Source organism: Mesorhizobium sp. C264A, assembly GCF_040324515.1.
Lineage (GTDB): Bacteria > Pseudomonadota > Alphaproteobacteria > Rhizobiales > Rhizobiaceae > Mesorhizobium.
In genome coordinates this window covers 2,240,772-2,261,413 of record NZ_JAMYVY010000001.1, presented here as the reverse complement: position 1 = coordinate 2,261,413, position 20,642 = coordinate 2,240,772, and the positions used below count along the sequence as shown (strand labels likewise).

At 61.3% G+C, this 20,642-nt stretch carries 16 protein-coding genes; 9 read left to right on the top strand and 7 right to left on the bottom strand.

Annotation, left to right across the window (positions count from 1 at the left end; all coding sequences use genetic code 11):
• Positions 1-83 precede the first annotated feature (83 nt).
• The 3 genes from NKL04_RS11130 (at position 84) to NKL04_RS11120 (ending at position 6,709) form a co-directional block, all read left to right on the top strand.
• Entirely contained in the window at positions 84-4,412 is a 4,329-nt protein-coding gene (locus NKL04_RS11130; protein WP_023673139.1) for a strawberry notch family protein, read from the top strand.
• Entirely contained in the window at positions 4,409-5,446 is a 1,038-nt protein-coding gene (locus NKL04_RS11125) for a DUF7146 domain-containing protein (RefSeq protein ID WP_023673138.1), read from the top strand. Before NKL04_RS11130 ends, NKL04_RS11125 begins: the two co-directional genes overlap by 4 nt.
• A gap of 342 nt (positions 5,447-5,788) precedes the next feature.
• Positions 5,789-6,709 (top strand): DUF2493 domain-containing protein, encoded by a 921-nt coding sequence (locus NKL04_RS11120; RefSeq protein WP_023673137.1) that lies wholly within the window; start codon positions 5,789-5,791, stop codon positions 6,707-6,709.
• Positions 6,710-6,970: 261 nt separating this feature from the next.
• Here NKL04_RS11120 and NKL04_RS11115 read toward each other — a convergent pair whose 3' ends face one another.
• Positions 6,971-7,276 carry a nucleotidyl cyclase domain-containing protein gene (locus tag NKL04_RS11115; protein ID WP_031214161.1) on the bottom strand — a complete coding sequence of 102 codons (306 nt, stop codon included), beginning with the start codon at positions 7,274-7,276 and terminating at the stop codon, positions 6,971-6,973.
• A gap of 347 nt (positions 7,277-7,623) precedes the next feature.
• Here NKL04_RS11115 and NKL04_RS11110 point away from each other — a divergent pair, with 347 nt between their 5' ends.
• From NKL04_RS11110 to NKL04_RS11100, 3 genes are read left to right on the top strand one after another with little or no spacing between them, the layout of a single operon-like run.
• Positions 7,624-8,232 (top strand): hypothetical protein, encoded by a 609-nt coding sequence (locus NKL04_RS11110; RefSeq protein ID WP_023702905.1) that lies wholly within the window; start codon positions 7,624-7,626, stop codon positions 8,230-8,232.
• A complete protein-coding gene (locus tag NKL04_RS11105; RefSeq protein WP_023702904.1) occupies positions 8,229-8,621 on the top strand; it encodes a phage holin family protein in 393 nt (130 codons plus the stop codon). Before NKL04_RS11110 ends, NKL04_RS11105 begins: the two co-directional genes overlap by 4 nt.
• On the top strand, positions 8,618-9,460 hold the full coding sequence (locus NKL04_RS11100) for a hypothetical protein (RefSeq protein ID WP_352723713.1): 843 nt from the start codon (positions 8,618-8,620) through the stop codon (positions 9,458-9,460). Before NKL04_RS11105 ends, NKL04_RS11100 begins: the two co-directional genes overlap by 4 nt.
• A 147-nt stretch (positions 9,461-9,607) precedes the next feature.
• On the opposite strand, the gene NKL04_RS11095 is transcribed toward NKL04_RS11100, so the two are convergent.
• The 6 genes from NKL04_RS11095 to NKL04_RS11070 form a co-directional block, all read right to left on the bottom strand.
• Positions 9,608-11,239: an ABC transporter ATP-binding protein gene (locus NKL04_RS11095; protein WP_023686074.1), complete on the bottom strand. Its 1,632-nt coding sequence runs from the start codon at positions 11,237-11,239 to the stop codon at positions 9,608-9,610.
• The gene (locus NKL04_RS11090; protein WP_023673827.1) at positions 11,229-12,113 is read right to left on the bottom strand and encodes an ABC transporter permease; all 885 of its coding nucleotides are present in this window, start codon (positions 12,111-12,113) and stop codon (positions 11,229-11,231) included. The genes NKL04_RS11095 and NKL04_RS11090 overlap by 11 nt, the downstream gene beginning before the upstream one ends.
• The gene (locus tag NKL04_RS11085; protein WP_023673826.1) at positions 12,110-13,156 is read right to left on the bottom strand and encodes an ABC transporter permease; all 1,047 of its coding nucleotides are present in this window, start codon (positions 13,154-13,156) and stop codon (positions 12,110-12,112) included. The genes NKL04_RS11090 and NKL04_RS11085 overlap by 4 nt, the downstream gene beginning before the upstream one ends.
• A gap of 87 nt (positions 13,157-13,243) precedes the next feature.
• Positions 13,244-14,851 (bottom strand): ABC transporter substrate-binding protein, encoded by a 1,608-nt coding sequence (locus NKL04_RS11080; RefSeq protein ID WP_023673825.1) that lies wholly within the window; start codon positions 14,849-14,851, stop codon positions 13,244-13,246.
• 121 nt (positions 14,852-14,972) lie between these two features.
• Complete coding sequence (locus NKL04_RS11075) at positions 14,973-15,326, bottom strand: Rieske (2Fe-2S) protein (protein WP_023673824.1); 354 nt, start codon at positions 15,324-15,326, stop codon at positions 14,973-14,975.
• Between the two features lie 11 nt (positions 15,327-15,337).
• Entirely contained in the window at positions 15,338-16,420 is a 1,083-nt protein-coding gene (locus tag NKL04_RS11070; protein ID WP_031194312.1) for an amidohydrolase family protein, read from the bottom strand.
• A gap of 129 nt (positions 16,421-16,549) precedes the next feature.
• Between NKL04_RS11070 and NKL04_RS11065 the strand changes: the two genes are divergently transcribed.
• The 3 genes from NKL04_RS11065 to NKL04_RS11055 all read left to right on the top strand — a co-directional run bounded on the left by NKL04_RS11065 (position 16,550) and on the right by NKL04_RS11055 (position 20,409).
• Entirely contained in the window at positions 16,550-17,407 is an 858-nt protein-coding gene (locus tag NKL04_RS11065; protein WP_023673822.1) for a LysR family transcriptional regulator, read from the top strand.
• A 210-nt stretch (positions 17,408-17,617) separates the two neighbouring features.
• A complete protein-coding gene (locus tag NKL04_RS11060; RefSeq protein ID WP_196813903.1) occupies positions 17,618-18,574 on the top strand; it encodes an FAD-binding oxidoreductase in 957 nt (318 codons plus the stop codon).
• Positions 18,575-19,695: 1,121 nt separating this feature from the next.
• Positions 19,696-20,409 (top strand): hypothetical protein, encoded by a 714-nt coding sequence (locus NKL04_RS11055; RefSeq protein ID WP_023748225.1) that lies wholly within the window; start codon positions 19,696-19,698, stop codon positions 20,407-20,409.
• Positions 20,410-20,642 lie beyond the last annotated feature (233 nt).

Here is a 20,642-nt window from a genome sequence, read left to right as displayed (position 1 = left end):
AGCCGGGATGGTTTTGAATCCGCACGGTCCAGAGAGAGCGCCGCGCGGCTCGATCCTGTCCCCGCTCTCCCGAGGTTCACACCATGTACATGATCTCGCCCGCTGTGGCAGTTCCCGCAGCCGCGCCGCTCCCGCTCTCTCAAACCGGTGCAGCCGGCGCTATCTTCGCCGCCGCCGGCCTTCTGCTTCCCCATCTCGAGCGCGGCGACAGCATCGACGCGCCAAAGCTGCGCGCGGCGATGGAAGCCGCATTCGGCGCCTCCGACGCCGCCGGCGCCTGGGACTGGAAGCAGGCCTACGATGCCTGCGAGGCTGCGACGGTCCTTTTCCTGCGCAAGTACGGAAAGGCGTTGTTCCGCAAGGCCGCGTCTCCGGCTCTCCGGCTGTCAGCATTGTCGAAGATCGCCCGGCTCATGCCGACGCATACCCGCCGATCCGAAGAAGCACAGACCTTCCAGCAGTTCTCGACGCCGATTCCGCTCGGCATGGTCGCCGCAACGGCCGCTGCCATCACGCCGGCCGACCGTGTGCTGGAGCCTTCCGCCGGCACCGGGCTGCTCGCCATCCTGGCCGAGATAGCCGGCGCCTCGCTCATTCTCAACGAGCTTGCCGAAACCCGCGCGGCACTTCTCTCCGGCCTCTTTCCGGCCGTCTGCGCCAGCCGCTTCGACGCCGCCCAGATCGACGACCATCTCTATCCCGGCGCCGTGCCGAGCGTGGTGCTGATGAACCCGCCCTTTTCGGTCATGGCCAACGTCGAGGGCCGCATGGGCGACGCGGCCTGGCGGCACATCGCCTCGGCCCTGGCGCGCCTTGCGCCCGGCGGGCGGCTGGTGACGATTACCGGTGCGAACTTCGCGCCCGACCACCCGGCCTGGACCGCCGCCTTTACTCGCCTGCAGGAACGTGGCCGCATCGTCTTCTCCGCCGCCATCGACGGCTCGGCCTATGCCAAGCATGGCACGACCTTTCCGACACGCCTCACCGTCATCGACCGGGTGCCGGCGGACGATCCGGACGTGTTCCCGGCAGATCAGGGCGTTGCCCCGGATGCCGCGACGCTGATCGCATGGGTCGGCGAGCATGTGCCGGCACGGCTGCCGGTCACCATACCCGCAGGTGCAACTCCCACATCGTCGTCGGCCGCACCCCGCACAGTGCGCGGCTATCTTGGTCCCACGGCAAGAATAACACCGCGGCCACCGCTCACTGATCCCGATGCCGTTGAGCTCGCCTATGAGGTGCTCGACTGGAAGGCCGCCGAGGGCGGCCACATCAGCGACGCCATCTACGAGGACTACGCGCTTCAGGCGATCCGCATTCCCGGCGCGCAGCCGCACCCCACCCAACTCGTGCAATCGGCGGCCATGGCCTCGGTCGCGCCGCCGAAGCCGAGTTATCGGCCGCGCCTGCCGAAGAACGTCCTTGACCTGCTCTCGGACGCGCAGCTCGAGACCGTCATCTATGCGGGCGATGCTCACGCCGAGTATCTCGCCGGCGCCTGGACGCTCGACGATACCTTTGACGTAATTAGCGCGGCGGCAGATGACGCGGCGCGGGCCGTGCGCTTCCGGCAAGGCTTCATGATCGGCGACGGTACCGGTGTAGGCAAGGGCCGCGAGTCCGCCGCCGTAATCCTAGACAATTGGATGCAGGGCCGTCGCAAGGCCGTCTGGATCTCCAAGTCAGACAAGCTCATCGAGGATGCGCAGCGCGACTGGTCCGCGCTCGGCATGGAGCGCTTGCTGGTCACCCCGCTCTCCCGCTTCCCGCAGGGCAGGCCGATCACGCTGGCCGACGGCATCCTGTTCACCACCTATGCCACGCTGCGGTCCGACGATCGCGGCGAGAGGCTTTCGCGGGTCAAGCAGATCGTCGAATGGTTGGGTCCGGATTTCGATGGGGTCATCATCTTCGACGAGGCGCACGCCATGCAAAATGCCGGTGGCGGCAAGAGCGAACGCGGCGACGCCGCTCCCTCCCAGCAAGGCCGTGCCGGCCTGAGGCTACAGCACGCCCTGCCGAATGCCCGCATCGTCTATGTGTCGGCGACTGGCGCCACCACCGTGCACAATCTCGCCTATGCCCAGCGGCTCGGCCTCTGGGGCGGCGAGCATTTTCCATTCTCGACCCGCGCCGAGTTCGTCGAGGCGATCGAGGCTGGCGGCGTGGCGGCGATGGAAGTACTGGCACGCGACCTCAGGGCACTTGGCCTCTATACCGCCCGCTCGCTCTCTTTCAACGGTGTCGAATACGAACTGCTCGAGCATGAGCTGACGCCCGAACAGGTCCGCATCTATGACGCGTACGCTGGGGCCTTCGGCGTCATCCACAACAATCTCGATGCTGCGATGCAGGCGGCCAACATCACCGGCAGCACCGGCACGCTCAATGCCCAGGCCAAGTCGACCGCGCGCAGCGCCTTTGAAAGCGCCAAGCAGCGCTTCTTCGGCCATTTGTTGACCAGCATGAAGACACCGACCCTGATCAAATCCATCACCGGCGATCTGGAGGAGGGCCATGCGGCCGTTGTCCAGATCGTCTCGACGGGTGAGGCGCTCATGGAGCGGCGGCTGGCCGAGTTGCCGACCGAGGAATGGAACGATGTTCGCGTCGACATCACGCCGCGCGAATACGTCCTCGACTACCTCGCTCATTCCTTCCCGGTGCAGCTCTACGAGCCCTTCACGGATTCGGAGGGCAATCTGTCGTCGCGCCCGGTCTACCGCGATGGCCAGCCGGTCGAGAGCCGCGAGGCGGTCGCCCGGCGCGACGAGCTGATCGCGAAACTCGCCAGCTTGACGCCTGTCCCCGGTGCGCTCGACCAGATCGTCCAACATTTCGGCGCGGACCTCGTCGCCGAAGTCACTGGCCGCTCGCGCCGCATCGTGCGCAAGCGCGACCGCCTGGTCGTCGAGCACCGAGCAGGGTCGGCAAATCTGGCCGAGGCGCAGTCCTTCATGGACGATCAGAAGCGCGTTCTGGTGTTTTCCGACGCCGGCGGGACGGGTCGTTCCTACCATGCCGAACTCTTGGCACGGAACACGCGGCTGCGTGTGCATTATCTGCTCGAAGCCGGGTGGAAGGCCGACACCGCCATCCAGGGCCTGGGCCGCACGCATCGGACCAATCAGGCGCAGCCGCCGCTGTTCCGGCCGATCTCGACCAATGTGAAGGCGGAAAAGCGCTTCCTCTCGACGATCGCCCGCCGTCTCGACACGTTGGGCGCAATCACGCGCGGCCAGCGCCAGACCGGTGGCCAAGGGCTGTTCCGGCCAGAGGACAATCTTGAAAGCCACTATGCCGGCGATGCCTTGCGGCAGCTCTATCTCCTGATCGTACGCGGCAAGGTCGAGGGCTGCACACTCCAGCGTTTCGAGGCGGCGACCGGTCTCAAGCTGATGGACAACAACGGCATCAAGGACGAGTTGCCGCCGATCACCACCTTCCTCAATCGCCTGTTGGCGCTGACCATCGAAGTGCAGGGCGTGCTGTTCGGCGCCTTCGAGCAGCTTCTGGCCGCTCGGATCGGTGGCGCCATCGCCTCGGGCACCTATGACACCGGGCTGGAGACCCTGCGGGCCGAGAGCTTCGTCATCACCGACCGGCAGGTCATCTACGCCCATCCGCGCACCGGCGCCGAAACGCGGCTGCTGACGATCACCCAGCGCAAGCGCAATCGGCCCGTCATGCTCGATGCGGCGCTCCATCACCTTCGCGATTTGCGCGCCATCCTACTGATCAACGAGCAATCTGGCCGCGCCGCCGTGCAGATCCCAACCACCAGCATCATGCTCGACGACGGCGAGATCGAGCGGCGGGTCCGCCTGATCCGGCCAATGGAAGGCCAGAACATGCCGCTCAAGGCTATGGGCGAAACCCGCTGGGTCGAGGCCCACCGTGAAGCTTTCGCTGCAGGATGGAATGCGGAGGTCGCCGAGACTCCCGAGTTTGCCGATGCCGTGCTGCACATGGTGACGGGCCTGTTGTTGCCGATCTGGAAGCGTCTGCCAAACGAGTCGACCCGCGTTTTTCGACTTCAGACCGACGAGGGCGAGCGCATAATTGGTCGCCTTGTCACGCCGGCCTGGGCCGCCAACGCCACGGCGACAGGCGTCGCATCGCTATCGCCCGAGCAGGCGCTCGCGGCGCTGATCGACGGGCGGACGATCCTTGATCTCGCCGAGGGTCTCCAGCTTCGCCGCAGCCGCGTCATGGGCGCGTGGCGCATCGAACTGTCGGGCTTCACCGACACGATGCGGGAGCGCCTCACCGCCTACGGTCTCTTCCACGAGATCATTTCGTGGAAGCTCAGGATGTTCGTGCCGATCGACGCCAACGGGCTCGCCGTGCTGGAGCGCGTGCTCGACCGCTTCCCAATCGAGCGGGTCAGTGAGCGGGAGGCTGCATGATTCCGCGTCACGCTGCATCCGACCTCGCACACCGCCTCGCCGAACATGCCGAGGCGGTGTGCCGCCACTACCTCTCCAATGGCCGTCGCCAGGGCAACTATTGGAGCGTCGGCGACGTCCGCAATGCGCCGGGCCGCTCGATGTTCGTGCGTCTGCAGCCATCCCCGAAGGGACCGCCAGGCAAATGGACCGACGCCGCTACCGGCGAGCATGGCGACCTGCTCGACGTCATCCGCGAATCCCTCGGACTGGTCAACTTCCGGGACGTCGCCGATGAGGCGCGCCTGTTTCTCGCTATGCCAGATGCCATGCCACCCCGACCGGCCGCGCCGATCACGCAGGTCCCCATTGGATCTCCGGAAGCGGCTCGCCGACTGGTCGCCATGTCGAAGCCCATTATCGGCACCCTCGTGGAAACCTATTTGCGTGGACGTGGCATTGCGACTTTGTCCGGCACCGGATCGCTGCGGTTCCATCCGCGCTGCTACTACCGGCCCGGCGGTCATGGACCGACCGAGACCTTGCCGGCAATGATTGCCGCCGTTACCAACTTGGATGGACATCTGACCGGCGCGCACCGCACCTGGCTCGCACCGGATGGCACCGGCAAGGCACCGGTCGACACGCCGCGTCGGGCAATGGGTGACCTTCTCGGTAACGCCGTCCGCTTCGGCGTACCCGGCAGCGTCATGGCGGCAGGCGAAGGCATCGAGACGACGCTATCGCTCAGATGCGCCTTGCCCGATATGGCGATGGCTGCGGCACTCTCAGCAGCCCATCTTGCCGCCATCCTGTTCCCGCCGACCCTGCGCCGGCTCTATGTCATCCGCGACAACGATCCGGCCGGTGACGGTGCCCGAGACAACCTGCTAGAGCGCGCTACGGACGCCGGAATCGAGGCAATCGTGCTGTCGCCGGTGACGGAGGACTTCAACGAAGACCTCCGCCATTTCGGACTTGTCGACTTCCGGTCCTCGATTGCGGATCAGCTCATGCGCAAAGATCGTATCCGCTACCTGACACAGGCGGCATGAGCCGTGAGGGGAAGCGCGCGGCGCACGGTGCCGGTGCGGCGCAATGGATGCGTAGCCCGCCGGCAGAGAACCGCGACCCGGCCTTCGAGAGGGCGATCGGGCCACGAACTGGCCGGCCAGGCAATGGCGGCGGCCGACTATTTTCCGGCGACGCACGACCACTCGCGAATGGCAGGGATCGGGCGCGACGCCTTTCCATCGCGATGCAAAATAGCCGGCCGCCGCCATCCTCCGCTGCGCTCCGGCCCTCCGCTTCGCTTGGGGTGTCGGGCCAACCCGCCCGTGGGCTCTCGTCGCCATGAAGGCCGCGAGGGTCGCGGTCAAACCGACGGGAGCATCCCCATGAGCGAGCACGACGACATTGAACCGCACCACGCCGCTTCTGCGACCGATCACATCCTCACCGAACTCCAGCTCTATGGCTGGCGACCATTTGCGGACGAGCCCGATCCGCGACCGCTCCCCGGTGGCGACCAAGTGGCCGGAGCCGTGGCCGACATCTTTGACGCCCTCATCGGCACCCTCGCCGACACGCGCCTCGAACCCGACCTTGATGACCTGCTCTGGTCCGTCACCAATGTCTTCCACCGAGCTGTACAACGGATCGAGCGGCAACTGGACGACAATGAGCAGGCCCAGCGCCGCCTGCAGCGCGAGCAGGACGGAAGCGAGATCAAGGCGGTTGAACTCGAGACACTCACCGCCCAGGGCCAGACCATGATCGAACGGCGCGACGCCTTCGAGTTGATGCGTGACCAGGCCGCCGAACACTACGATCAGTACACCGGTTCTGCCTGGCGACCGCGCACGGGGTCGATGGTAAACCACCACCATCTCACCGCCGCAATGATCGATAGCCGCGACTTCCTCGCGGCCAGGCGGCGCGCGGAAGCCGACGTCATGTTGCCCGCTGGCTCCAAGATCGCCTTCTCCGGCGGCGATACCGCCGATCACGAGCTGATCTGGGCAAAGCTCGACCAAATCCGTGCCAAGCACCCCGACATGGTGTTGATGCACGGCGGATCACGCAAAGGCGCCGAAAAGATCGCCGCCGGCTGGGCCGATCATCGCAAGGTGCCGCAGGTCGCCTTCAAGCCCGACTGGAGCAGACACGCCAAGGCCGCTCCCTTTAAGCGCAACGACCAGATGTTGGCGGTCATGCCGATCGGCGTCATCATCTTTCCCGGCACCGGCATTCAGGAGAACCTCGCCGACAAGGCCCGCAAGCTCGGCATCCCGGTCTATCGATTAGGCGGCTCGTGAGCGCCCCCTTTGACCCTAGATCTTAGTCCAGGTTGGTCACCGCTATTCCACAATCTCACCGATGTGGAGGTATGTCTTTCACGACGCGAACGGCGGCTTCGCGCCTCATGACAGTCGGTTCCCCGGTTCAGTCCATTCACCAAAAGCGGGCGTCGCCAAACGGCCAGCCCTCAGGCTGTTATGTTCGCGGCAAATGCTCAGCTGGGCCGAATGGATGAGGCGCGACGATACCAGGCAAAATTCTGGGCACTCCGCCGGACGTCACGAGTCCTCGATGCGCAGGCCGATCTTTCCCGCTGCATGTTCCTGCACGCGTTCGGAAACGCAGATCCTGCCAGGCTCGGCGATCCTCTCCAGACGCGCGGCGATGTTGACCCCCGCGCCCAAGACGTGACCGTCCTGTTCGATGATGTCGCCGACGGCAATACAGGGATCGAGGTGGTCACGTTGATGGCTGTTCAAGCGCTCGAGGGCACCTTCTTCGTCAGCGCCCATCAGTTGACTGTACCCGGCGAGGTCAGCCGCAAGGATCGCCGAGAGCTTGCGCTCGACCCGACCGATTTCCATCCAGTCCCTCTGCAAGGCGTCAGGATCATATTTGCCCAGGTCAAGCGATCCAAGTCCGCTCTTCCGGTTTTCTTTGGGATCGCGTCAACCATGTCGGGCGCACCCGTTCGTACGGAGCAACTGGGGCTCCGCACGAGGGACAGGGCAACTCACTGGTGACTGGGTGCGTGCCTGACGAAGCTCTTCGTTTCGGCTGAGATAAATGCTCTCACTTACGGAACATCGCAGGTTCGTCGAAGTTGGAAAGCTACGGAGGACGTGCACATGAACAGTGTAATCTATCTTATCGGCCTTATCGTCGTCGTGCTCGCGGTCCTCTCCTTCCTCGGTTTTCACTAGGTGGCCTCATGCAGCATGAGAACGATCAGGGCGGACAGCCCACCGAATTCGACAAGGCGAAAAGCGACGTCTCCGAAAGACTTCGCCAGGAAAATGAGCGTGCCAGCGAGTTGCTTCACGACGCGCGGGACGAGGTGACCCGTAAGGCTGGCGACTATGCATCTGAAGCCACGCAGGTCATCTCCGACAAGGCGGAGGAGGCGCAGCGCGACATCGGATCGAGCTTGGCGGCGTTGGGTGGTGCACTGCGAGCGGCCAGCGATCACCTTGCCAGCAACGATGAAAGGAACGCATCGAAGTTCGCTTTGGATGCTGCCAGTGGCCTTGAGCGGCTTTCATCGTCCTTGAAACAGAAGCCCTTTAGCCAAGTCCTTGATGACGTGCAGTCCTTCGGCCGCCAAAATCCCGGTGTCCTGCTTGCGGGATCGGTGTTAGCCGGATTGGCTCTCGGGCGGTTCATCAAGGCTTCTCCACCGGCAAGGCGCGAATCTCAGGCTGCTCCGGGAGACCTCGGATCACACACCGATCAGGCCCAGGGTTGGTCCGCTGATCGTTCGCAGGATTTTGGCCTCGTCGGTGATGACGGGGCCACGCAGAACGCGGAGCAGGACAGATGAACACCCAGGACAATCCCAGCCTTGCCGGGCTAGTCACCGATTTGGCCCAGAATGTCACCACTCTGGTGCAAACCGAGGCGAGGCTGTTTCGGGCCGAGCTCTCTGAAAAGCTTACCAAAGCCGGAGCAGGTGCCGCGGAAGTGCTGGGCGGCGCGATTTGCCTGCTCGCCGCGCTCTTGGTGTTGCTGCAGGCGCTCATTATCGCACTGACGCGGGCAGGGCTTGGCGCGGGGTGGTCTTCCCTGCTGGTCGGTGTCGTCGTGGCGGTCCTCGGCGTCATCCTGCTGCGGACGGGGACGGCCAGCATGGCGCCTTCGGAACTTACCCCCGACCGGACCCAGGGACAGCTCAAGCGCGACGCGAGCGCGATTAAGGAGCAGGTGAGATGAACGAGAAATCCGCAGCCGAACTTGAACGCGAGGCCGAGGCGGCTCGCGCTCGGGTGATGGAGACCGCCGAATCCATTCGAGGCAAGATGACGCCCGGACAATTGCTGGATGAGTTCACCGGGCTGTTCTCGGGAGGGGAGAGCGCGGCCATGCTCAGCAATCTCAGAACGCAGGTCCGAGACAATCCTTTGCCGGTCACCATGGTGGGCGCAGGTCTGGCCTGGCTGATGTTCGGCAGCGGTACCTCAAACGCCGCCCACCGTTCGGCTGGCTATCCATTGCCTTCAGCGCCGGGACGACATGATGCAGTAGGGGAGCGCGGCGGCTTGGGCGGCACGCTCTCCGATGCCGCGGAATCGATCTCCTCGAGCGCTACCAGCGTCGGCGACACCATATCGAGCACCGCAAGAGCCGCTGCGGCGGGTCTGACGGGAAGCGCTGCCAATGCAAGCTCGACGACTGGGGACATGGCGGCGAAAGCCAGCCGCTCCGCGCAAGATCTGTTGGAGGATCAACCCTTGGCCGTTGCGGCCGTCGGTCTCGCCATCGGCGCCGCTATAGGTGCAATTCTGCCCCATACCGCAACGGAGGACGAGCAACTAGGCGCCTATGGCGACAAGCTTCGCGATTCCGCCGAAACTTTGCTCGACAGGGGCCTCGATGAGGCCAAGCAGGTCGCCGCCGACGCCTATGAGACCATCAAGCAGGAAGCTGGCCGGCAAGATATGGAAGCAGACACGATAGCCGATCAGCTCGGCGAGATCGTGAAGTCCACAGCAGACAAGACCGAGCATGCCGTGCGCGAACGTATTTCCGATACGCCTCAGCGTCAAACCTAGCCTGATGGTCCTGGATCAGCGATAGACGGTTCCAGAAGGCGTGCATAATAGTCGCGCTGATCGCTGCGCGTGGAGCTCGATCATGCCCTTCAAAGCACGTGGAAGATGGGCGGACGGGGACTTAATTCCTGACCACCTTGCAACCTGTCAGATTTTCCGACTGGCCAGCAATCTTGTCAGCCAGTCAGGATCCATTTCGGGAACAGAGGACAAAAGCCGTTCGGTGTAAGCGGCATGCGGAGGTGTGAGAACCACGCTCTTCAATCCCTGCTCGACGACTTTGCCGCCGTGCATGACGACAATCTCGTCTGCTATCGCGCGCACCGTGGCAATGTCATGGGTAATGAAGATGTAGCTCATCCCGAGTTCACGCTGTAGGCGCATCAGAAGCTTGAGGATCTCCTCCTGCACAATTTGGTCGAGCGCGGATGTGATCTCGTCGCAGATGATAAGCTCCGGTTCGGCAGCCAATGCCCGCGCAATGCAGACGCGTTGTTTTTGGCCACCTGATAGCTCGCCAGGTAGACGTTCCAGAAAATCCTCGCTCATCTCGACCATGTGCATAAGTTCGCTTATCCGGCGATCTCTCTGCGCGCCTTTGAGGCCGAGGTAGAATTCGAGTGGCCGCTCTAAGACTTCTTCGACCGTTTGGCGCGGATTAAGGGCGTTGTCGGGCATTTGATAAATCATCTGGACGCGACGCAGGACCTCCTTGGGCCGCGCCTTCAGGCTCTTGGAAAGGAGCTGGCCTGCGAAAGAAATCGAACCCGAACTTGGCGGCAAGAGTCCGGTAACGACTCGAGCGAGCGTCGATTTCCCAGAACCGGATTCGCCGACCACAGCGACTGTTCTTCCGCGCGGAACCTTGATGGAGACATCCTGGAGCACCTTGACCCCTCCGGCATAAGCCGCGGTGACGTTGTCTATCGTCAAGAGATAGTCATCGGCTGGAACTTCGGGCTTGGCGAGCTTGCGGACTGCCCAGAGCGTCCTCGTATATTCCTGGCTGGGGGAGGCCAGCATCTGGCGTGTGTCAGCCACCTCCACGGTAACTCCGTGTCGCAGAACCATGATGCGATCCGCCATTTGCGCCACCACCGCCAGGTCATGCGTTACGTAGATTGCAGCAGTACTGAATTCCTCAACGATGTTGCGAATGGAGGCAAGGACTTCAACCTGCGTGGTCACATCGAGCGCCGTTGTTGGCTCGTCGAATATTATGAGGTCCGGTCGACAAGCCATTGCCATCGCTGTCATGGCCCGTTGCAACTGCCCGCCTGAGACCTGATGAGGATAGCGAAAGCCTATGCTCTCGGGTTCTGGGAGCTGAAGACGCCGATAAAGATCCACGGCGCTCCGGTTCGCCTCTTCCCGGCTGACGATTCCATGCGCCACCGCGGTTTCGATGGTTTGTTCCAAAAGTCGATGTGCCGGATTGAAGGAGGCCGCCGCGCTTTGCGCGACATAGGCAATGCGGGAGCCCCGGAGACGACGGCGCCCCTTTTCATTGACTGCCAGGAGATCAATCCCGTCGAACAGGACCGAGCCCTGTGTGATCCGGCAGCCCGGTTTGGCATAGCCCATTGCGGCAAGGCCAATGGTGGACTTGCCGGCGCCTGACTCGCCGATTAGGCCAAGAACCTCCCCCCGCTTCAGCGTAAGATCGATCCCGCGGACGATGGGATGCCACTGTTCGTCCGAGGATCCCTCCACATGCAGATTGCGGATTTGCAGTAGATCCTTTCCTTTTTCGCGTGAGCCTGGATCGCTACTTTTCATCCCGCAACCCGCTTGTTGCGTGCAGGTACCAGTCCACAACGAAATTTACGGATACGGTAAGAAGAGCTATCGCGCCGGCCGGAAGCAGCGGCGTGACATCGCCGTAAGTGATCAGGGTTGCGTTCTCGCGCACCATTGATCCCCAATCGGCCGTCGGCGGCTGAATACCGACTCCGAGGAACGACAGCGCCGCGACTGTCAGGAACACGAAGCAGAATCGCAAGCCGAACTCGGCGACCAGTGGAGGCATGACATTGGGAAGGATTTCATTGGCGATGATCCATCTCGGTCCCTCGCCGCGCAATCGCGCCACCTCGACATATTCCATCACGGCCACGTTAAGCCCAACGGCGCGAGAAAGCCGAAAGACACGGGTGGAATCGAGAAGCGCAATGATAACAATCAGGCTGGTGATCGACGAGCCGAAGATCGACAGAAGCACCAGCGCGAAGATCAGACTCGGGATCGACATCAGCACGTCCACCGCACGCGACAAGATCTGGTCGAGCCACCCCCTATACAATGCGGCAAGGAGGCCGAGCGACACGCCTACCGCGAAGGAGAGCAATGTAGTCGCGACCGCGATAGCGATGGTGTTGCGCGCACCGTAGATCAAGCGGGTGAGCATGTCGCGGCCGAGCTGGTCGGTTCCCAATTTGAATTCCTGATTCCACGGCGCGAAGGCTTCGCTGAAGACCTGCGTCTCGCCATATGGGGCTATCCAGTGCGCGAAGACCGCAACAAGGACGTAGCCAACGATCACCACGATGCCGAACCATGCACTAAGCGGTGCCTTCTTCAGCGCTGTTGTCGCCCGGCTGGCACGCGAGCGCCTCAGCCTCTGAACCGCCGCGATAGATTGGGATCTGGTCATCGTGGGTGCAAGAGCCTGGGGTTGGTGGCGATGGAAATAATGTCGGCCAGCAGGTTGAGAAGGATGTAGGTCGCGGCGAAAATCAGGGCACAGGCCTGGACAACCGGAACATCCCTGGATTTTACCGCATCAACCATCAGTTGGCCGATCCCGGGATAGACGAAAACGACCTCGACCACGACCACTCCGACGATGAGATATGCCATATTGAACGCCACGACAGTGACGATGGGAGCCCAGGCATTGGGCAGGGCATGCCTCAGCACGATCACCATCGGGGACATTCCCTTGAGGCGCGCCATATCGATGTAGGGGCTTGCGAGCATGTTGATGATGGCCGCTCGGGTCATGCGCATCATGTGGGCCACGATCACGAGTGTAAGGGTGATTGCCGGCAGCGCCACTTTCCAGAGGTGCTCCCAAAATGGGGTCTGATCGTTCACATTCGACAATGTCGGAAATTTGGGAACCGCATTGAGTGCCCAGGTCAGTGAGATACTGAGCCAATGGGGCAGGGATTGAGCGAAATCGGATGCAATGAACGTGTCGCGCGAGATCACCAGGTAGGCGAGCATATAGGCGACGAAAAACTCCGGGAACGAAATAGTTGTCAGTGTCACGGCATTCACCAGCCGGTCGAACCAGCCGTTGCGGTACAGCGCGGCGAGAATGCCAAGCCCAAGCGCCAGCGGAACCGCTATCAGCGCGGTCACCGCTGCAAGAAACATCGTATTGTAGAGGCGTGGCGCGATGATCTCGGCCACGGTACGCCGATATCCGGTGCGGCTCGCGAACGAAGAGCCGAAGTCGCCGTGAAGCATTTGCGCGACCCAGACGAAATAGCGCTCGACAGGCGGACGATCGATGCCGATTTCCCGCTGAAAGGCGGCGACCGTTTCGGGCGTCGCCGACTGCCCGAGCGTGGCCTTGGCGAAGTCGCCCGGAAGCATCGCGATGGCAGAGAAGATGATGATGGACACGATGAACAAAGTGACCAGGCCGAGGCCAAGGCGCTGCAGAACCGTTCTTGCGACGGGGTTCATGTGAGTGCCGTCTCCCTTTGGGCGGCAGTCCTGCACTCGGAGCAAGCCGACCGGAGCCTCACAACCATCGTGGCCCCGGCCGCCTTTTCATGCCGTGGCGATCCACCAGCGTTCGGCCATTTTCAGTCCATCGTTCTCCCAGTTGGGCGCCACTTCGCCATGTGCGAGCTTTTTGGATTGGGCGCTGACGAAATTGTTGAAGACCAGCACGATGCTGCCGCCATCGTCGTGGGTTAGTTGCTGCATCTCGGCATACATCGCCGCTCGCTTGGCCTCGTCCGTCTCGGCCCGCGCCTTAACAAGCAATTCGTTGAAATGGGGATTTTTCCAGAACGACTCATTCCAGCTGGAGTCCGCGGCGAAGGCTTGCGTGAACATCCAGTCGGCCGTCGCTCGACCGCTCCAATAGGATGCGCACCAGGGTTTCTTGAGCCAGATATTGTCCCAATAAGCGTCCTCGGCCTCCCGCACGACATTGACGTCGATGCCGCATTGGGCTGCCGTCTCGCGAATGAGCGAAGCCGCATCCACCGCGCCTGCAAAAGCGGCATCGGCGACCGAGAGATCCACCTTCAGGTTCTCCATTCCGGCCTTTTTCAGGTAGTGCTTGGCTTTTTCCGGATCGAAGTTGTGTTGCGGTTGCGGATCCTTGGCGAATTTGATCGCTGGCGCGATCGGGTTGTCGTTAGCCACGGTGGCGTGGCCGAGAAAGATCTTGTCGACGATTTCTTGGCGATTGATCGCCCATTTCAATGCCGTTCGCACGTCTGGATTATCAAACGGCGCCATCGCGGCATTCATCGGCAAGGTATAATGTCCGTAGCCGGTGACCTCGACGATTTCCACCTTCGGATTGCGTTTCAACATGCCGAGGGTCTTGAGGTCGGCGCGGCCGATATAGTCCACCTCGCCCGTCGACAAGGCCGCCATGCGAGCGGCAAGATCAGTGATGGCGATGAATTCCACCTCGTCGAGATAGGGCTTGCCGTTTTTGAAGTAGTTTGGATTGCGCTTGAGTTTCGCCGAAACGCCGGGCTGGAAATTCTCAAGGAGGAAAGCGCCGGTGCGAACCCCTGAAGCCCAGTCCGCCTTGCCGTCCTTGGCTGGCATGATGACCAGATGGTAGTCACTCATGATGTAAGGGAAATCGGCGTTGCCGCTCTTGAGCGTGAAGACCACCGTTTCCGGGCCGTCGGCCTTGATCCCGGCGACGGACTCCAACAGCGACTTCGCCGCCGATTTTGTGTCCTTGCCCATGTGATATTGCAATGACGTCACGACGTCATCCGCCGTCACAGTCTTGCCGTTGTGGAAGGTTGCGCCTTTGCGCAGCTTGAAGGCCCAGGTCTTGGCCCCATCCGAAGATTCGAAGCTCTCGGCGAGGTCCGGTTGGACATTGCCTTTGGCGTCGACCTCAGTGAGGCTGTTGGATAGCGAGCCCGAAAACGCGGTTTGTGTGAACGTATCGGGGTAGCCGGCCGGATCGATTGAATCCGTCGTCGCGCCATGAGCCATGCCGAGCTTGGCGAAGCCGCCGTGCATCGGTTCGGCACGCGCCCTGGCGACGAAGAGCGTGTCGGCGGCGGCGACCGTCAGGCCTGCGGCTATCCCAAGATGAATGAAGTCGCGGCGGGAAACTTTGCCGCCACCGACCAGGCTTTGCGCGAGACCAAGCTTGTATTCAGATTCTGACATTTGACTCTCCCATTGCGGAGTTCTCCGCGTTATTTCTTTCAAGCACCTGCGAACAAATCTGCTAGTTGGCTTCGGCCATCTTTCTTCGAATTTTTCCAATCCCAATCGGCTTTTGGGCCAATCAGGCCGTCACATAGATGCTGCCGGCTTCGACGGTGACTGGAAATGTGCGAGCGCGAATGGACGGATCGACCAAGGCTTCACCTGACTTGATGTCGAATTCCCAGCCATGCCAGGCGCATCGAACGATCTCGTTTTCGCGATGATAGATGAATTGCGCTTGTTCAACGGGCGCGGTTGTCCCGCATTGCGGTCCCTCGCAAAGTGGAGCGCCGCGGTGCGGACAGACATTCAGCAGCGCGTGGAATGAATCTCCGATGCGGAAAATCCCGACCGAAAGGCTGCGGATCTTGGCGATAAACGGAGATCCTGTTTCGATCTCGTCGACGCGGCAGATATATGTCTTCTCGGGCATCGTATGCTTCCTCAGGCAGCATTCGCGGCTTGCGCACGGGGGATGCGTTTGTAGACTTCCAACGCATTCAGTCCCATGATCTTGCTCTTCCAGGCAGGAGGGATTTGCAGCGTGTTGGCATCGTCGTAATCCCAGTGCGGATAGTCCGACGCAAACATCAGCGTGTTTTCCCCGTCCATCGCTTCGAGCGTGGACCAGAGATGTTGGATGTTTGCAGGTTGCTCCAGCGGCTGCGTGGAAAAGCGGATGTTGCGCCGGCAATATTCCGATGGCAGCATCTTCAGCCATGGCGTCTCTTTACGCAGCGCTTTGTAGTCGGCATCCAGGCGCCACAGGACCGACGGAACCCAGGCGACACCGCACTCGATGATCACGAAGTAGAGGTCCGGCCACTTCTCGAAGACGCCATGGGCGATCATGCTTGCCACGTGCGACATCGCGGACATGTGCAAAATGGCATGCGTTTCCCAGAAGAATGTCGTGGGCGCAGGCGCAATGGCAGTTGAATTCACGCCGCCATGCCCGCCCAGATGTATGGCGAACGGCAACCCTACTTCAGCGCAAGCTTCGTAGATCGGATGGTAGAACGGGTCTCCATACGGCTTGACGGACCCTTGGGAAGCGAGAACCTGGACCATACGCGGATGACTGCCCAGACGGCGTATCTCGGCGGCAGCGAGCTTCGGATCCTGTGGTGCGATGATGATCGAACCCATGAAACGATCGTCTTTCGGCAGCCATTGGTTGATCTGATAGTCATTGTAGGCGCTGACCAGGGCGCTGGCATAGTAAGGATTGGCGAGGGTCGACGCCTCGATCGGCTCATCGCCGGTGAGGATCGCCACGTCGACTTTGTACTTGTCGAGGTGCTTCTCTTTCATGATGAGATAATTGTCGGCTTCCGTCTTCGGACGGACGTCCTTGCGGGAGAAGTCCTGCGGATGAAACCAGGGGCGATGGCCATGCGGAAATGCGCCGACTGGACCTGTTTTCTCGCCCTCGGTGAACATGTCTTTCCACAAGCCGGAAAGGTATGGCGTCAACACGGTGGCGCTTGACCAGTAATTGTGACAGTCGCAATCAACTATGAACACTTTGTTCCGCTCCGTGGCCCGTCCCGGCGGTGCGCCGGCCGATGATCTGGTGCAGCTTCCCCCTTGAGTATTGTTTGATCAAGCTTATGGTAGGCAGGAACATGATCGAATTTTTCGATTGGGATTTCCATGCAGCTTGATCACATCGAAACCTTTCTCGACATCATCGAATCGAGAAATTTCAATCGCACCGCAGATCGGTTGGGCTTAACCCAATCGACAATCAGCACCCGCATCAAGAACCTGGAGAGCGCAATCGGATCTGAACTGTTCCAACGCGGACGCGCCGGGGCAGAGCCGACTGCCGCAGGGCGCCGGTTCGAAGCCTACGCAAGATCTCTGGTATCCACTTGGTCGCAGGCTCGCCACGATGTCCGGGCCTTCAACCGTTTCGAAGGCACCTTGCGCGTTGCCGCCCAAGTGGGCATGACCCGCTCAGTCCTGCCCGGGTGGGTCGAAACCCTGTGCCAAGCACTTCCGAAGTCCTCAATCCATGTCGAGTCGGATTATTCGAACCAGATGGTCAGCGACCTCAGCATGGGAAACCTGGATATCGCGGTGCTTTATGCCCCCCGCTACTTGCCTGAGATCGCATACGAGCACCTGATGGTCGAGGAATATGTAATGGTTTCGACTGCCGCCAGAAACCTGTCGGACGTCGATCCCGACACCTACATCCGCCCAGGCTACACCGTCGTGCTGGAGAAAACGCACGCAGAGATGCTGGCTCAATTGGCGATCTGCCGACTTTCGACTGGATCGGAAGCTCTGGCGGAGATCATGCTCCGGCGAACGGGCGGCACTTGCTACATGCGCAGCGATGATGCGCGCAGGTTTACCGGTGAGCTTCCATCGTTCCTGGTCGAAGGAGCGCCGACCTTGCACCAGCCAGTCCATACGGCGATACTGGCACGCCGCAAACACGAACCGATCATTCGCAAAGGCATCCGTGCTCTCCATCTCGCCGTTATGTCGCTGGAGGTTTAATCGATATTCCCGATCATAACGCTGGAATAATATTGCTGTTCAGCGGGGTAAGAACTGGCATGTTCGCTCGACCTAACGCCGAGCCGCACGATGAATGCATACGCCTCCATCCAAGCCTCAGATGTCGTGCCCACCATGCGTCAGCGGCGATGGGCACAAAAGACGCGAGATATAGTGCTCTGCCGTCGCGTGATAGACGAGACGCACGATGTGAAAACATTTGTTCTCACATCTGCCGCTGGTCGGATGTTCTGCTTCAGCGCGGGCCAGTATGTTCTCGTGCACCTCAGGATCAACGGCGCCACAATAACGCGCGCCTACTCGGTATCGTCACCGCCGACGCGACCGCTTGATCTTCAGATCACCGTGAAGCGAACGCAGGGCGGGCTCACGTCCAACTGGATCCATGACCATTTGACGCCGGGCAGCGAGATCGAGATCGAAGGGCCGCTCGGTTCGTTCAATCTGGATAAATTGCGGTCGGAGAAACCTGTTTTCCTTTCGGGCGGGAGCGGCGTGACTCCGACCATGTCAATGCTGCGTGCGCTTACAGACCGCGCAGACGACAGGGAGATCCGCTTCATTCACAGCGCGAAAACCCCAGGCGACATCATCTTCCGAGCGGAACTGGAAGCACTTGCCGCTCGCTTTCCCAATGTTCAAGTGACTTTGGTTTGCGGCCAGGGAGGTCCCGCTTGGACGGGTTCAACCGGCCGAATTGATGGTCGGATGCTGCTGAGCCTGGTTCCCGATCTTCACAAGCGCACTGTTTTTGCCTGTGGGCCCGAAGGGTACATGAAGACGGCACGCGCCTGCCTTGATGCAATAGGCTTCCCGCCGGCGCAGTATCACGAGGAGAGTTTCGGAGGCAGCAATGGTTCTCGGTCGGAATTGGGCTTGGCGATTTCGTCTTCGGTCCGTTTTGTCCGCTCGGGTGTGGAGCATCGCTGCGCGCCCGGAGAGACCCTGCTGGACGCGGCGCGGAACTGTGGCATCTACATCCCAACCGCCTGCCAGCAGGGCGTTTGCGGAACGTGCCGAATAGCCAAACTATCCGGCGAGGTTACCATGGACGATTTAGGCGGACTGAATGCTAAAGAGAAATCTGCCGGCTATGTCCTGGCATGTTGCAGCCGCCCGCGAGGGACGGTTTTGCTCGACGCTTAGCTCGGCGTTGTTGACTGTTGGAACATTCCGTCGGCGCACGCATCGGCGTCAGGGTCTAACCCAACGGCTCGACGCTCGAAGCTGTCAGTCCGTTATCGGCCCCCAAATGAGACGTTGGAAGCATTGAGGGCAGGGGACAGTTCGTGGCGCAAACGAGATAGCAGCTCCGAGTAGTCATCGCTGTTCGCGAAACGGTCGATTTCTGGACATCGCAATGTCGGGTATGGACTAACGCGCTATCTCGGCTCGAGGACCAATTCAGGTACGCGCCTGACATTAGGTATTGAGCATAGATCCGTGCGTCCCGGAAAGCGGACGCGGCACGATCCGGGTTAGGCGAGTAAGATACGCTCGATGACGGCGGCGCGCGCGGAACCGTCGCAACCAAGGATGAAGCTGTTGCTGGAGCCGAGCGGGCATTCACGCGGCCATTGCCGGAGCAGATCGGCGCTAGGACGGCCCAGCAGACCTTGTCGCGGGGGGACACTTTGCCGCTGGCGGGCCGCTGGGCTCGACCGGTGAGACTCAGCGCCGTCCGGCAAACAATATGCGCAGGACTGCCAATGCCAACAAATCGTACAAACGGAGGAAGGAAGCGATCTAACCAGCTATCGCCATTTCCGATGCGAACGCCTAAGCCTTTTATGAGACCTAAGCGCAGCTTGCAGGCCGCAGCATGGTCCCAATTTGGGACGAATAGTTTGGCACCCATATTGCACCCACATCTTTCGCCGGCTGATCCCCGGTCGTGATCGCGTACTCTGATCAGGTGTAAGGCTCGCCGGGCTCGAGGTAGTTGGGGTCTTCGCCCGGCGAGTTGTCTACCAATGCGCAGTCACAGCCACACGGTGACGCCATACTCCGAAATGCCGCAAGCATTCCGCGGTTGTGCATCGCCGGACCAAGGTCCGATCGGTATGGGACTTCAGTCGCGCAAAAGGCCGATACGGTCTGCGACTCCGAATTTTTTGCTAGATTTCAGAGGGTTACAAAGCGCTTCGCAGTCGTCAGTCGCTCATTGCAACAAGCATTTATCTAAAGTTCATTCAGTCGAATTAGGAAACTTTTATAAGCCGCTCTATAACGAATCGGCGAGGTGGCTATTCGCCTGAGGAGGTACCATGACATCCCGAAAAACCCTTTTGGCAGCGCTTGCCGCGCTTGCGCTAGTGACCGCTCCTGCTTTCGCTGGCGCGGGTGGAAACGGTGGTGGTCACGGCAATGGCGGTGGTCACGGCAATGGCGGTGGTCACGGTAATGGCGGTGGTCAGGGCAACGGTGGCGGCAAGTCCGGCAACAGCGCTTCGCACGGCAAGTCGGCATCGGCTCACGCCGGAAAGAAGGCCTCGGGCGAAGACCAGGTCGCCGTCGACGACATTGAGGTCGCCGCGACGCCTAAGGACAAGAACATTCACGCCAAGCTTGGCCGGCTGAACTCGCTGCAGCGCAACATCAACGCATATATGAACTCCAAGAGCAAGAAATTCGCCGGCATTCAGGCTTATGTGACAGCGTCGGCGGCCGCCAAGGGCGCCCAAGCCGCGGTGGATGCCGCCCAAGCCGAAGTCGACGCGTTGAACGCCAAATTGAACGACCCGAATACTCCGGCCGACCAAGTCCCGACCCAGGAGCAGATCGATGCAGCGCAGGCGGCGCTCGATGCCGCCAATATAGCGGCGGCCGATGCTGCTGCCGCCGTCCCATCGCTGGATGACGCGCTCGCCGATATGGCCAACAAGCCGGTCGACGCCAAGGTCACCGAATGGGCCAACGGCGTGCTTGCCGAGAAGATCGACGAGATGGCTGCCAAGCAGACTCCCGGGGCAACGCCGTAAGGCGGTCACAGCCGAGCGATCCTAGCCGAACGTCCAAGCCGCCGGGTCACACCCCCGGCGGCAGGGCGACGACGAGCTTGCCACCTTATTCTCCTCTTTGAGGGCGACCCTAAACAAGCGGAGTCGCTACCGACGCGGAGGAACAAAAGTGCCGAAATACCGTGTTGAGGAGATCGCAGCCGATGCCGTGACGGCCACCCACACCGTCAACGCGAAAACTCCGATCAGGGCGG